14 protein-coding genes, 1 tRNA gene and 1 riboswitch are annotated in these 13,346 nt (G+C 50.1%); of the genes, 8 read left to right on the top strand and 7 right to left on the bottom strand.

Features of this window, described 5'->3' with window-relative positions; translation table 11 throughout:
• The first annotated feature begins 105 nt into the window (after positions 1-105).
• Complete coding sequence (gene aroE, locus ACTHUM_RS01020; protein WP_004518793.1) at positions 106-915, top strand: shikimate dehydrogenase; 810 nt, start codon at positions 106-108, stop codon at positions 913-915.
• A 2-nt stretch (positions 916-917) separates the two neighbouring features.
• Positions 918-1,619, top strand: a complete 702-nt coding sequence (gene mtgA / locus ACTHUM_RS01015) for a monofunctional biosynthetic peptidoglycan transglycosylase (RefSeq protein WP_004518794.1) — start codon at positions 918-920, stop codon at positions 1,617-1,619.
• A gap of 39 nt (positions 1,620-1,658) precedes the next feature.
• Here mtgA and pncB read toward each other — a convergent pair whose 3' ends face one another.
• Positions 1,659-2,879, bottom strand: a complete 1,221-nt coding sequence (gene pncB, locus ACTHUM_RS01010) for a nicotinate phosphoribosyltransferase (protein ID WP_039861840.1) — start codon at positions 2,877-2,879, stop codon at positions 1,659-1,661.
• A 92-nt stretch (positions 2,880-2,971) separates the two neighbouring features.
• The gene (locus tag ACTHUM_RS01005; RefSeq protein ID WP_003748435.1) at positions 2,972-4,267 is read right to left on the bottom strand and encodes a M23 family metallopeptidase; all 1,296 of its coding nucleotides are present in this window, start codon (positions 4,265-4,267) and stop codon (positions 2,972-2,974) included.
• Positions 4,268-4,629: 362 nt separating this feature from the next.
• On the opposite strand from ACTHUM_RS01005, the gene ACTHUM_RS01000 reads away from it, so the two are divergent.
• The gene (locus ACTHUM_RS01000; RefSeq protein WP_049337014.1) at positions 4,630-5,610 is read left to right on the top strand and encodes a hypothetical protein; all 981 of its coding nucleotides are present in this window, start codon (positions 4,630-4,632) and stop codon (positions 5,608-5,610) included.
• A 6-nt stretch (positions 5,611-5,616) separates the two neighbouring features.
• On the opposite strand, the gene rfaQ is transcribed toward ACTHUM_RS01000, so the two are convergent.
• Positions 5,617-6,699: a putative lipopolysaccharide heptosyltransferase III gene (gene rfaQ / locus ACTHUM_RS00995; protein WP_049337016.1), complete on the bottom strand. Its 1,083-nt coding sequence runs from the start codon at positions 6,697-6,699 to the stop codon at positions 5,617-5,619.
• A gap of 147 nt (positions 6,700-6,846) precedes the next feature.
• A riboswitch (PreQ1 riboswitch) is annotated at positions 6,847-6,891 on the top strand.
• A 3-nt stretch (positions 6,892-6,894) separates the two neighbouring features.
• On the opposite strand from rfaQ, the gene queF reads away from it, so the two are divergent.
• Together queF and ACTHUM_RS00985 are read left to right on the top strand one after the other, a co-directional pair.
• Positions 6,895-7,368 (top strand): preQ(1) synthase, encoded by a 474-nt coding sequence (gene queF, locus ACTHUM_RS00990; RefSeq protein ID WP_003748427.1) that lies wholly within the window; start codon positions 6,895-6,897, stop codon positions 7,366-7,368.
• Between the two features lie 101 nt (positions 7,369-7,469).
• Positions 7,470-8,147, top strand: coding sequence for a 7-cyano-7-deazaguanine/7-aminomethyl-7-deazaguanine transporter (locus tag ACTHUM_RS00985; RefSeq protein ID WP_049337017.1), 678 nt, complete (start codon positions 7,470-7,472; stop codon positions 8,145-8,147).
• 67 nt (positions 8,148-8,214) lie between these two features.
• On the opposite strand, the gene ubiM is transcribed toward ACTHUM_RS00985, so the two are convergent.
• The 3 genes from ubiM to rplU all read right to left on the bottom strand — a co-directional run bounded on the left by ubiM (position 8,215) and on the right by rplU (position 10,282).
• Positions 8,215-9,399, bottom strand: a complete 1,185-nt coding sequence (gene ubiM, locus ACTHUM_RS00980) for a 5-demethoxyubiquinol-8 5-hydroxylase UbiM (protein WP_004518804.1) — start codon at positions 9,397-9,399, stop codon at positions 8,215-8,217.
• Between the two features lie 274 nt (positions 9,400-9,673).
• Positions 9,674-9,946, bottom strand: coding sequence for a 50S ribosomal protein L27 (gene rpmA, locus ACTHUM_RS00975; protein ID WP_002212328.1), 273 nt, complete (start codon positions 9,944-9,946; stop codon positions 9,674-9,676).
• A 27-nt stretch (positions 9,947-9,973) separates the two neighbouring features.
• The gene (gene rplU, locus ACTHUM_RS00970) at positions 9,974-10,282 is read right to left on the bottom strand and encodes a 50S ribosomal protein L21 (protein WP_100066624.1); all 309 of its coding nucleotides are present in this window, start codon (positions 10,280-10,282) and stop codon (positions 9,974-9,976) included.
• Positions 10,283-10,545: 263 nt separating this feature from the next.
• On the opposite strand from rplU, the gene ispB reads away from it, so the two are divergent.
• The 3 genes from ispB (at position 10,546) to ACTHUM_RS00955 (ending at position 12,064) form a co-directional block, all read left to right on the top strand.
• Positions 10,546-11,520: an octaprenyl diphosphate synthase gene (gene ispB / locus ACTHUM_RS00965; protein WP_004518806.1), complete on the top strand. Its 975-nt coding sequence runs from the start codon at positions 10,546-10,548 to the stop codon at positions 11,518-11,520.
• 4 nt (positions 11,521-11,524) lie between these two features.
• Positions 11,525-11,971: a DUF441 domain-containing protein gene (locus ACTHUM_RS00960; protein WP_004518807.1), complete on the top strand. Its 447-nt coding sequence runs from the start codon at positions 11,525-11,527 to the stop codon at positions 11,969-11,971.
• An 18-nt stretch (positions 11,972-11,989) separates the two neighbouring features.
• Positions 11,990-12,064 (top strand) — tRNA-Arg (locus ACTHUM_RS00955).
• 100 nt (positions 12,065-12,164) lie between these two features.
• Here the strand turns inward: ACTHUM_RS00955 and ACTHUM_RS00950 are convergent.
• Positions 12,165-13,322: an NnrS family protein gene (locus ACTHUM_RS00950; protein WP_049344489.1), complete on the bottom strand. Its 1,158-nt coding sequence runs from the start codon at positions 13,320-13,322 to the stop codon at positions 12,165-12,167.
• Between the last annotated feature and the right edge of the window lie 24 nt (positions 13,323-13,346).

The raw sequence follows: 13,346 nt of genomic DNA, 5'->3' as shown, positions 1-13,346 counted from the left end.
TATAGTTTCAGACTGTTTAATTGTCAACAATTTTACATTACGCTTTCTTAACATAAAGACCGCTATAATAAGCACTCTTTTCTTTTGTTTTCTCAGACCCATTTTATGAACAACACTCCGCGTTACGCCGTTTTCGGCAACCCCGTCGCCCACAGCAAGTCGCCGCAAATCCATCGGCAGTTTGCCCTTCATGAAGGCATCGACATCGAATATGAGCGCATTTGTGCCGAAATCGGCGGTTTTGCCGAGGCTGTTGCGGCGTTTCGTGCCGAGGGCGGGCAAGGTGCGAATGTAACTGTCCCATTCAAGCAGGAAGCTTTTGCGCTGGCGGACGAGCATTCTGACCGCGCTTTGGCTGCCGGCGCGGTCAATACGCTAGTGTGGTTGGAAGACGGCAGGATACGCGGCGACAATACCGACGGTATCGGTTTGGCCAACGACATCACGCAGGTCAAAAATATTGCCATCGAAGACAAAACCATTTTGCTTTTGGGCGCAGGCGGCGCGGTACGCGGCGTGATTCCTGTTTTGAAAGAACACCGCCCTGCCCGTATCGTCATTGCCAACCGCACCCACGCCAAGGCCGAGGAATTGGCGCGGCTTTTCGGCATTGAAGCCGTCCCGATGTCGGATTTGAACGGCGGTTTTGATATCATCATCAACGGCACATCCGGCGGCTTGAGCGGTCAGCTTCCTGCCGTCAGCCCTGAAATTTTCCGCGGCTGCCGCCTTGCCTACGATATGGTTTACGGCGAAGCGGCTCAGGCGTTTTTGAACTTTGCCCAAAGCAACGGCGCGGCCGAAGTTTCAGACGGCCTGGGCATGCTGGTCGGTCAGGCTGCCGCCTCTTACCATACTTGGCGCGGATTTACGCCCGATATCCGCCCTGTTATCGAATACATGAAAGCCCTGTAACCATGTTCCGCATCATCAAATGGCTGATTGCCCTGCCCATCGGCATCTTCATTTTCTTCAACGCTTATGTGTACGGCAACATCATTACCTACCGCGCCGTCGCGCCCAGCAAAACCGCCTTCATGTCCATGCGCATGAGCCAGTTTGCAAAAGAAGGCCGCGATGTCAAGCTGGATTACCGCTGGGTGCCTTACGACCAAATTTCCGTCAACCTCAAAAAAGCCCTGATTGCTTCCGAAGACGCCAACTTTGCCGAACACAGCGGCTTTGACTGGAACGGCATCAAATACGCCATGAAACGCAATAAGCAAAGCGGCGAAGTCAAAGCCGGCGGTTCGACCATCAGCCAGCAGCTGGCGAAAAACCTGTTTCTCAACGAAAGCCGCAGCTACATCCGCAAAGGCGAAGAAGCGGCAATTACGGCAATGATGGAAGCGGTTACAGACAAAGACCGCATTTTTGAGCTGTATTTAAACTCAATCGAATGGCACTACGGCGTATTCGGCGCGGAAGCGGCGTCCCAGTATTTCTACAAGAAACCTGCCTCTGCCCTCACCCGCCAACAAGCCGCCAAACTCACGGCGCGCGTTCCGGCTCCGCTGTTTTACGCAGACCACCCTAAGAGCAAACGGATGCACAACAAAACCAATATCATCCTGCGCCGCATGGGTTCGGCAGAATTACCTGAAAGCGATATGGATTAATGAAAAAGGCCGTCTGAACATTTCAGACGGCCTTTGTTTTTAGGCTTTCTCTTCCGGCTCCGGTACGTCAAACACTTGGCGCAGGTAAGCGAGGAAGGTGTTGTTGGTGGTCATGGTTTTGCCCGGGGAGTCGGAGAGCTTGGCGACGGATTGGCCGTTACACTCGACGAGCTTCAAAACAATGTTCAAAGGCGTGTGTCCCAAGTCGTTGGTCAGATTGGTACCGATACCGAAACTGGTTTTGAAACGGTCTTTGAAGTATTGGTGCAACGCCCATGAACGCTCAATATCGAGGCCGTCTGAAAAGGTCAGCATTTTGGTGCGGCTGTCGATTTTAAGTTTTTTGTAATGCTCGTAGGCTTTGTCGCCCCAAACATAAGGATCGCCGCTGTCGTGGCGCAGGCCGTCGAAGAGTTTGGCGAAGTACAGGTCGAAATCACGCAAGAAGGCATCCATGCCGACTACGTCGGTCAGGGCGATACCGAGGTCGCCGCGGTATTCATGTACCCAGCTTTCCAGCGCGGCTTTTTGGAAATTACGCAAACGTACGTCCAAGGCTTGGAAGGCTTGGAGGAACTCGTGTGCCATGGTGCCGATGGGTGTGATGCCGAGCTTTTTGGCCAGATAAACGTTGCTGGTACCGCGCACGATGTCGGGAGCGGCTTCCAACAAGGTGCGGATAACGTGTTCCTGCCATGCAAGGGTGTAGCGGCGGCGTGTGCCGAAATCGGAAATAAGGAACGGCGGATCATTCGGATTTTGTGTAGCCGCAATTTCCTTCAGCTGTTGCGCTTTGGCCTGCAAACGGCGCTCGCCTTCTTCGATGACGGCAGGCGTTTCCAAGCGGCGGAAATAGAGTTCGTTGACGATGGCAAGAATAAAAATCTCGAAGAACATCGCCTGTACCATCGGGCCTTCGATGCGGATGTTCAGACGGCCTTGATCGTCAGGGCTGACTTGGACGAAGCGGCGTTGGAGTTGAAAAAGTTCGAGATAATCGACAAAATCGCTTTTGATAAAACGCAGGCTGCGCAGATAGTCGAGTTCGTCATGGGTAAAGCGCAGCTGGCACAGGGCGTTGAGCTCGCGTTCCAAGTCTTCTTGAATATCGGCCAGCGGATACACCATCTCTTTGTTGCGGCAGCGGAATTCGTAGAGGCTGTGGGTTTGCGGGAATTGGTGCAACACGACTTGCAGCATGGTGAATTTGTACAGGTCGGTATCAAGCAGGGATTGGATAATGGGCTGATAAGCAGACATAAGTTTTCTCTGAGTAAACGTGGGCGTTGAGGTATCAATTTTAATGGGAAAGGCCGTCTGAAAGAAACCTTATTCAGACGGCCTTTATCTTATTAATCCAGCTGCGCTACGGAAACCGGCAAAGAGCGGATGGTAGACAACATCGTGCTGGCATCTTTTTGCTGTTTGCGGAACGCGGCCATATTGGTCGGGGTCAATTTCGGCGTCGGCAGGGCGACGGTAGTCGGGTTGACCGGCTGGCCGTTGACGCGTGCTTCGTAGTGCAGGTGCGGGCCGGTCGAACGGCCGGTTGTACCGACAAAACCAATCACTTCGCCGGCGCGGACTCTGCCGTCGGCAGGGCTGAACGCGCTCATGTGGCCGTACAGGGTTTCCACACCGTTGGCATGTCGGATCATCACGGTATTGCCGTAGCCGCCTTTCCAACCTTTGAAAATCACTTCGCCGTCGGCAGCAGCCTTAATAGGCGTACCGGTCGGCGCGGCATAGTCGATACCGGTGTGCATACGAACGGTATGCAAAACCGGATGGACACGGTAGCCAAACGGGGAAGAAATGCGCGTGTATGCAACAGGCTCGGTATTAAAGCCTTCTTTTTGTTGCAGGGACTTACCGTTTTGGTCGTAGTAGCTGCCGCTTTCTTCGTCGCCTTTGCCTTGGCTGTAATAATAGGCTTGGTAGGTTTTGCCGTCTTTAACCACTTCAGCCGCCAAAATATCGCCGACCGCCATTTGTTGGCCGCGGAAATACATGCTGTTGTACAAAAGACGCACGGTATCGCCTTCTTTCAAATCGCTCATATTAAACGAGTCGGCAAAGATTTCTTTGAGCTGGATATACACTTCGGAAGGGATTTCGGCACGGAGCATATCGCCGATGGCGGAAGTGCGGATTTGCACAGAACGCAGGGTCGGCATGGTTTTCATGTCGATTTCGGCATTGGAGATGCGCCATTTACCTTTGACTTTTTCCAAAGCCACCAAGTTGCGTTCCAATTCTTCATCAGTAAAGAATTGAACGTCGGTCACTTGGCCTGAAGAATCGATGCGGATGTTGACGGATTGGTTGGTCCGCAGGTTTTTCATGTCGAGGTTGGCATTGTTTTTCGCCATGATTTGCTTGATGTCTTCTTGGTTGACACCCATACGTGTCAAAACGTCTGCCAAAGAGTCGCCGGCTTGGACGGCTTCTTGCGCCCAATAGCTGGATTGATAGGTATTGGTTTCCACATAAACGGCAGGCAGCTCTTCGGAAATACGCTCGACTTTAAAATCGGTTTGTGCAGGTTGAGGGTCGGTAATGGCGTATGCGGTCATGATGCCTGAAGCCGGCAGCAGAAACGCTAAGAGGGTTGCTTTGAATCGAGTGGAATATTTGTTTTTAATCACGCGTTATCCTTAATGGGGCGGTCTGTTTTTGAGGTTTGCAGAATGCCGGCACATCCGGCCTGCTGCGACCGCCTGCTGGTTTAAACAGTTTTGGGGATAAAGGACTTTGAGTCTTTTTTCCGATCTGAAAATCAGGTTTTCATTCGGAATGAATGAGGTCGTGTTTGAGATTGACGTTATTATCAGGGCTATTGTGTTGATTTACACCCTGTTTTTCTGAAATTTACGCCACGCATTTTAGCATGGCAGCCCGTTTTTTCCAAACCGGCCGTCTGAACGGCTCTTTTTGAGTACGTGAGGGCAAGGTTCCGAAACGCATCATTTGTCGCGTAAAATAACGGTTTTTCTATCTATTTGCGCTTATGAAGCTGACCCTCGCCCTCCCCTCACTCAACCGCTTTGCCGACGAATCCGTCCCTGAGCTTGCCTTACCTGCTTTTAACCGTCTTTTGCGTTACGGCACATTACGCAAAGAAACACTCAGGCCGTCTGAATTTTACGGACGCCATTTGTGGGGCGGCAGCCTCATTGCCCAAGTGCAACGTTTACGCCACACAAGCCAAAAACGCACAGCCGCTTTTGCCTCTCCGGTTTGGCAACAGATGGGCATGCACCATGTCAACATTATCAGTGGCGAGTTTATCGGCATCCAAAAAGAGGAGGCGCAACGGTTATGTGCGGACTTGTCGGCGTTTTATCAAGATAAAGATTGGCAATTCGAGCCGCTTTGCGAAAGCATGTGGCTGCTCAGTATGCCGACGATAGAAGATTGGGGGGCGGAATGTGTTTTGGATGTGTGCGGGCAGCCGGAAATGGACGGTCAGGCGCACGGCAAAGATGCGGTGTCTTGGTTGGCCGTGCAGACGGAAATCCAAATGTTTCTCCACTCGCATCCGATTAACCAAGCGCGTGAACAACAAGGATTGCCGGAAATCAACGGTTTGTGGCTGTGGAACGATGCGAACGGCACACAGTCTGCGGATATTGTCGCCTCAGACAGCGCATGGGCGCGTTTTTTAGATACGCCCAAACTCGATGCGCCGTATGATTTGAAGGCTTGGTTTGAGATGGTTCAAGAAACAGGCAGCACAGTTTCAGACGGCCTTATCTTTTTGGACGACTTGGTTTCCACCTTACAGACAGGCGATGTTTGGGCATACAAAGATATTTTGGAAAGCTGGGAAACCCGTTGGTTTTCGCCTTTATGGGACGCACTCGCCTCAGGCCGTCTGAAAACTGTATGCATTACCACAGACGGCGAAAACGGCGGCACGCTGGAAATCGGCCGCCGTTCCAAATGGGCATTTTGGCGCAAAGCTAAAACGTTTAACGGATCGTGGTAAGCGGTTTTAAGCCTCCAACGCCTCCAATTTGGCAGAAATTCTATCCCACACATCCTGCAAAGGAATCGCTTTCAACAAACGTGTCGGATCGTTGGTATCGATACTGTCGGGGTGAGGCAGTTCGGCATAATCGCCGGCATAAATGACTTCGGCCTGCTCGGAATACGGACGCCATTTATCCACCCATGATGCGCCAAACAAAGCGATTTGCGGTTTATCCAAAGCTGCAGCGATGTGCATCGGTGCGGAATCGACACCGACAAACAGCTTGGCGCCCTCAATGGCCGCCGCCAATTCACGCAGGCTCAAACATCCGGACAACACATATACTTTTCTGCCTTCCGGAATATTCAGACGGCCTATAATTTCCTGAAGCATGTATTGTTCGACAGTGTCGGGAGAAGCAGTCAATACGACATTCTGTCCGCTGTTGAGCAGAAGTTGTACGATGGCGGCGTTTTTGCCGTCTTCCCAACATTTGAAATGCCAACGCGCACCCGGGTGCAGTAACACATAATCTTCACCGCTCCACCCCTGCTCACGCAATTTCTGCTGCATGCTTTCCCTTGCATCTTGTGCTACCCAAAGGCGTACCTTCGCATCGGCGACGTCTTCAGGCTGGATAAGCGGCGCAAGGATATTCAATTGGTTTTCAACGATATGATGGCTGGGATCAAGCTCATGGTTGATAAAATCATGACAGAAACGCCACCAAAAACCGTCGCGCTTGATGCAGTCAAAACCCACACTGCAACGGGCGCACAGTTTGGCGATTATTGCCGCGCGCCATTGGTCGGACAGGTTGAAAGCCCAGTCGTAATCGCGCGCCTTCAGCTTAGACAAAAGGTTTTTCTCACACGCCAACTGCTTGAATACGCCTAGCTTCTTCCAATTTCGATCAATGGTCAAAATCTGCGCAATCTGCGGATTATCAGCAATCAGCTGCTCCGTACCGGCATACACCAGCATATCGATTTCGCAATCGGGGAAACGGGTTTTCAGCGCATCGACCACCGGCGTGCTCAAAAGCACATCGCCATGATGGCGCAATTTGATGATCAGAATACGTTTGGGTTGGGCTAAAGACATACAAAACTTTCAGACGGCCTGTTGATTGGCTGCTATTGTAAAGCGGAAAACAGGTTTCATAAAATACAAAACAGGCCGTCTGAAAGCTATCCTGCTGATTCATCGCTATAAAATCCGCACAAGTCATGCAATTTATATTACAATCCGCACCCCGTGGTTCGAAAACCTCCCACATTAAAAAACTAAGGAAACCTCATGTCCCGCAACAACGAAGAGCTGCAAGGCATCTCCCTTTTGGGCAACCAGAAAACCCAATACCCAAGCGAATACGCGCCTGAAATTTTGGAAGCGTTCGACAACAAACATCCAGACAACGACTATTTCGTCAAATTCGTCTGCCCCGAGTTCACCAGCCTCTGCCCGATGACTGGCCAGCCCGACTTTGCCACCATCTACATCCGCTACATCCCCCATATCAAAATGGTGGAAAGCAAATCACTGAAACTCTATCTCTTCAGCTTCCGCAACCACGGCGACTTCCATGAAGACTGCGTCAACATCATCATGAAAGACCTCATCGCCCTGATGGATCCGAAATACATCGAAGTATTCGGCGAATTCACACCGCGCGGCGGCATCGCCATTCATCCGTTTGCCAACTACGGCAAAGCAGGCACAGAGTTTGAAGCTTTGGCACGCAAACGCCTGTTTGAGCACGATGCACAATAATCCTATTCAGACGGCCTAACGCCCTTTTCATTGCAAGACTTTCTCTATTGCACGGTCTCGCAAGGCTTCATGCCGTCTGAAAAAACTTCCGAAAGATTTCCATGTACGAATTTACTGCCGCACAGCAGAAGAAAGCGCTCTTCTGGCTGGTGCTTTTCCATATTTTTATTATCGCCGCCAGCAACTATCTGGTGCAGTTCCCCTTTCAAATTTTCAGTATCTTTACCACTTGGGGCGCATTTTCCTTCCCCTTTATCTTCCTCGCAACCGACCTGACCGTGCGCATTTTCGGCGCACCGTTGGCGAGACGGATTATTTTTTGGGTGATGTTCCCCGCCCTGCTGCTCTCTTACGTCTTCTCCGTCCTCTTTCATGACGGCAACTGGACAGGCTGGGCATCTTTAGCCGAATTTAACACCTTCGTCGGCCGTATCGCATTGGCCAGCTTTTCTGCCTATGCGCTCGGGCAAATCCTCGATATTTTCGTGTTCAACAGATTACGCCGTCTAAAATCATGGTGGATTGCCCCCACAGCTTCTACCGTTGTCGGCAACGCTTTGGATACGCTGGTGTTTTTCGCCGTTGCCTTTTATGCGAGCAACGATGAATTTATGGCGGCAAACTGGCAAGGCATCGCATTTGTCGACTATCTATTCAAACTTGCCATCTGCACCCTCTTCTTCCTGCCTGCCTACGGCATCGTATTGAGCATCTTGACCAAAAAACTGACTTCCTTAAACGTCCGTCAAGAAATGCCCGAATCGGTTTTAGCCAAATAAGCAGTAGATAAAAAACAAGGCCGTCTGAAACTTTAATCGTTCAGACGGCCTTTTATGTTTTAAACAATTAACCGGTTAATTGTTTGGTAATCAGTTTTTTCAGCGGCGGGAAGTTATTGCTTGCACGCAATACCAAACCGCGCAGCAGTTTTGCCGGAGCAGTTTCATTGGTAAAGAGTTTCAGCAGCATATTGGTGCCGTGGTAAATCGGATGGGCGTGTAGCATATGCTTGGTGCTGTATTTTTCCAGCAGGCTCTTCGCACCAATATCCTGACCGCGTTGCTCGGCTTCAAGAACCAATTTAGCCAAAAGATCGGCACTTGCCAGACCCAAGTTGAAACCGTGCGCAGTAACCGGATGCATACCGACTGCGGCATCGCCGATCAACGCGCTGCGTTTGCCGTAGAAACGTTGGGCAATCATGCCGACCAAAGGATAATTGTGAATGGTGCTGACCAATTCCATATCACCCAAACGGCCTTTGAGTTGCTCTTTCACGCTGGCTGCCAACTCTTCCGGCGACATGTTTTTAATCGTCTCGGCTTTATCGCTGTCCACCGTAATCACCGTATTGGTTAAATGCTCTTCCAAAGGCAGCAACGCAATGGTACGGCCGTAGTGGAAGCATTCATATGCGGTATGCAGATTAGACAAAGTATGCTTCATGCGGCACACAAACATAGTGCGGCTGTAATCGTGCATATCGGAAGAAATGCCCAATTGACGGCGCGTTTGCGAGAAGCGGCTATCGGCGGCCAACAACAGACGGCCGGTCAATACTTCGCCGCTTTCCAAAATAACTTGCGCCTCATTGTCGGAAGTTTTAACTTCTTTAACATTGGTGCCGGTCAAGATTTTGACGTTATCCAATTTGGACACGACTTCATAAGCGGCTTTACGGATGTTGTGATTGGAAATCAAATAGCCCAAGCAGTCCGCAGGCTCACCGCGTGCCTCTGTCGGTTGCGGGAAGTGGAGCTGGTAATCGGAATGACCGTTCAACACTTTGGCATCGCGCAAAGGATAAATTTCGTCTTTTGGAATCAAATCCCACATACCCAATCGCTGCATGATTTCGCGCGACAAGTGCGTCAGTGCGATTTCACGGCCGTCATACGGCGGATTTTGCAACACTTCTAAAGGACTTCTTTCAATCAGGGTTATGTTCAAACCGCTTCCGGCCAACTCTGCGGCAAAACTTAATCCGGCAGGGCCTGCGCCGACGACGAGAATATCACTGTGTAAGCTCATGGGAGGAATTCCTTGTATTCAACTGATACGGATTTTTTCAGACGGCCTTAAGTTTACTGTGTTTAGCTACATGAGGGTAAATCAAAGGCATTTGATAGATTATATAGAAAGCATTGATAGAATAAAACAAATGTTATCAATTGTAAGCGCGTTTTTACTTTGGCCTTAATATAAATCAAGCTTCACGACATACGGATTTTATCAAACGGACAAACATTCAGATAAACAAAAACCGCATTCCGAAAAGGGAATGCGGCTTTCAATCGTAAAACGATTATTCTTCAGAACCGGTGTAAGGACGGATGCTGACAGTTTTACGGTTCAGCGCGCCTTTGGTTTTGAATTCAACGTAACCGTCGACTTTAGCAAACAAAGTGTGGTCTTTGCCCATGCCTACGTTGTCACCTGCGTGGAATTTAGTACCGCGTTGACGAACGATGATGGAGCCTGCCGGGATCAGCTCGTTGCCGTAGGCTTTAACGCCCAAGCGTTTGGCTTCTGAATCGCGACCGTTGCGGGTGCTACCGCCTGCTTTTTTACTTGCCATTTGTAATACTCCTGAACTTACTTGAAATTAGGCGATTGCCACGATTTCGATTTGGGTGAAATTTTGGCGATGGCCTTGGCGTTTTTGGTAGTGTTTGCGACGACGCATTTTGAAAATGCGTACTTTCTCGCCACGACCATGAGCAACGACTTTGGCTGTTACTTTTGCGCCTTCGATAAAAGGTGCGCCTACTTTTACAGATTCGCCGTCAGCAATCATCAAAACTTCAGTCAGTTCGATTTGGCTGTCGAGTTCGGCTGGTATCTGTTCTACTTTCAATTTTTCGCCAACGGAAACTTTGTATTGTTTACCGCCGGTTTTTATGACCGCGTACATACTCAACTCCATGAGAATTAGGTTAACATTCCGCACACCATGTGCGAAACGAGCTATTCTATTTCTATTTGCCTATTTTGTCAAAATTTATTTTATTTACAACTGAAAAGGCCGTCTGAAAGATATGTTGCATGCTTTTTAACTGATATAATCACGCGCTGGATTGCTGATATCTTTATGCAACGTTATTACCCCGACCGAATGTACGGGTTTAAACAGATTCATTGGAGCCTCCGCTCCGTTTTATCAACAGAGAATGTTTTATGCTCGAAAACCTGCCTTACTTCCAACGCCACCTGCCCGATGACCTTGCCAAAGTGAACGCGGTCATCAACCAAGCTGTTCAATCCGATGTCGCGCTGATTTCGCAAATTGGCACATACATCATCAGCGCGGGCGGTAAGCGACTGCGTCCGATTATTACCATTTTGGCAGGCAAAGCAGTCGGGCATGACGATGAAAAGCTGTATTCGCTGGCAGCGATGGTGGAATTCATCCACACCTCCACCCTCCTGCACGACGATGTCGTTGACGAAAGTGAATTGCGCCGCGGCCGTAAAACCGCAAACAATCTCTTCGGCAACGCAGCGGCCGTTTTGGTCGGCGACTTCCTCTATACACGCGCCTTCCAACTGATGGTCGGTTCAGGCAGTATGCGTATATTGGAAGTGATGGCCGATGCGACCAACATCATCGCCGAAGGCGAAGTCATGCAGCTGATGAACATCGGCAATACGGATATTACCGAAGAGCAATACGTCCAAGTTATCCAATACAAAACAGCAAAATTGTTTGAAGCGGCCGCGCAAGTCGGCGCAATTTTGGGCAAGGCTTCCCCCGAACACGAGCAAGCCTTGAAAGACTACGGCATGTACGTCGGTACGGCTTTCCAAATCATTGACGATGTTTTGGACTATTCAGGCGAAACCGAAGAAATCGGCAAAAACGTCGGCGACGATTTGGCAGAAGGCAAACCTACCCTGCCATTGATTTACCTGATGCGAAACGGCTCCGAGCAGGCCGCCAACGATGTGCGCTATGCTTTGGAAAATGCCGACCGCAGCTATTTTGAAAAAATCCACGACTATGTCGTCAACTCCGACGCTTTGCCGTATTCGATTTCTGAAGCGAAAAAAGCCGTTGACAAAGCCATCGCTTCATTGGACGTGTTGCCTGACAGCGAAGTCAAAGAAGCCATGATCCAACTGGCAAAAGAATCTTTAGCCCGAGTATCTTAATCCGATGAATTTCAGCTTTGTCCCTTTGTTTCTGGTTACGCTGATTTTTTTGGGCGTCGTCAGCAACAACAACTCGATTACGATTTCGGCGGCGGTATTGCTGCTCATGCAGCAGACGGCCTTGTCGCAATATCTTCCCTTGGTGGAAAAACACGGTTTGCATCTGGGCATCATCCTGCTGACCATCGGCGTATTGAGTCCGTTGGTTTCCGGTAAAATCCAGATTCCGCCGGTTTCCGAGTTTATCAATTTCAAAATGATTGCTGCCGTCCTTATCGGCATTTTGGTTGCCTGGCTTGCCGGACGCGGCGTTCCATTGATGAGCGAACAGCCTGTTTTGGTAACCGGATTATTAATCGGCACGGTCATCGGCGTTGCCTTTGTCGGCGGCATTCCGGTCGGCCCTTTGATTGCCGCCGGCTTATTGTCTTTTTTTGCTGGAAAGGTTTAAAATCCCCTCCTTTACCGCCTCGCCATAGTTCAACGGATAGAACGTATGCCTCCTAAGCGTAAAATACAGGTTCGATTCCTGTTGGCGAGGCCACAGTTTCAAGAAAAGCCTTCATACTTTGAAAGGCTTTTTTATTATCAACAATAAAGGCCGTCTGAAACTTTTCAGACGGCCTTCTCATTTCGCCAAACCGTTAACCCGGACGACCATCCGAACGCGGACGGATCAGCCAAGGAATATATTTCCATGCGTACAACAGCAAAGAGGCGGCAAACAAAGCGGCGGAGCAACGAATACTGTGCGTGTATGCCGTACCGCTCACAAAGGTAGCCAAAACACGGACAACCGTTGCGGCAATCATCAGCCAAAAGGCGACAGGAACCACTTTAGGCGGCGGATAAATGGAGTTGCCGGTATGGCCAAGCGCAGTTCGCGCCATCATGCCCAAAGTCAGCACGCCGATACCGCCAACGCCGATAAGGTGCACACCCAAATTCAGGAAACTTGGAATCCAATAAGAAAGACCGACCGCAATCAAGCCCAAGCCAGTAAACAGATAGCCGGCAAACAAAATCCAAAGCATAGGCTCTTTCAGCACGGCTTTATACCACCAGCGGTACACCTGCACGGTAAAAATCACACCGGCAGCCAACGCAAACAACGCGGCCAGTCCCGGCAAAATGTTATGCGCCATCAGCATGGCGGTCAGCATAGGCAGCCAAAGTGAAGCATGCGCCACCCATTGAGGGCTGGGGATTTGCGGCACGTTCAGGCGTTTGGACGTAAAGAACGAGATAATCCGCATACCGATCAAACCAATAAAACCGGCCACCATAATCAAACCGGATTGCAAACCGGTCATCAGCGCAATGGCATCAAACGGCTGCACTTTCAGATGGAAGGCGAAATGGGTGCCGCCCAAAACAAAAATAGCGAACACGGCAACATAGTTGCGCTTGTTTTGAGAACGAATTACCGGCAAAGCCATGCATACCGCGCCATACCAGAAAAAGATCGTACCGAATATGCCGCTTGCCGTTACCCCCCAACCAGGAATAAACATACAAATGCGGGCCAACAGCCAAAATGCGGTCAAACCGGCCAAAGCCTTACCGCGTGTCGGCGGCTGGCCTGTCCAAGTCGCCACGGCCGTCAATAAAAATGCAATGACAACCAATCCGGCATAGCCCCAAATCATTTCATGGGCATGCCAATAAAAACCCGGCAACTCAGGCGTACCCTGAAAGCCGAAGCCCCAAAGCAGTATAGACAATGCGCCATACAAAGCCGCCAACGAATAAAACGGGCGGAAGGCCATTGCCCAAACCGGGTGTTTGAACAAATCGGTCATGGTGGTTCCTTCAATTTTTATATC

It is taken from the genome of Neisseria sp. P0021.S006 (assembly GCF_051956895.1).
The sequence above is the reverse complement of the archived record's forward strand: the minus strand, read 5'-3'. Positions and strand labels throughout refer to the sequence as shown.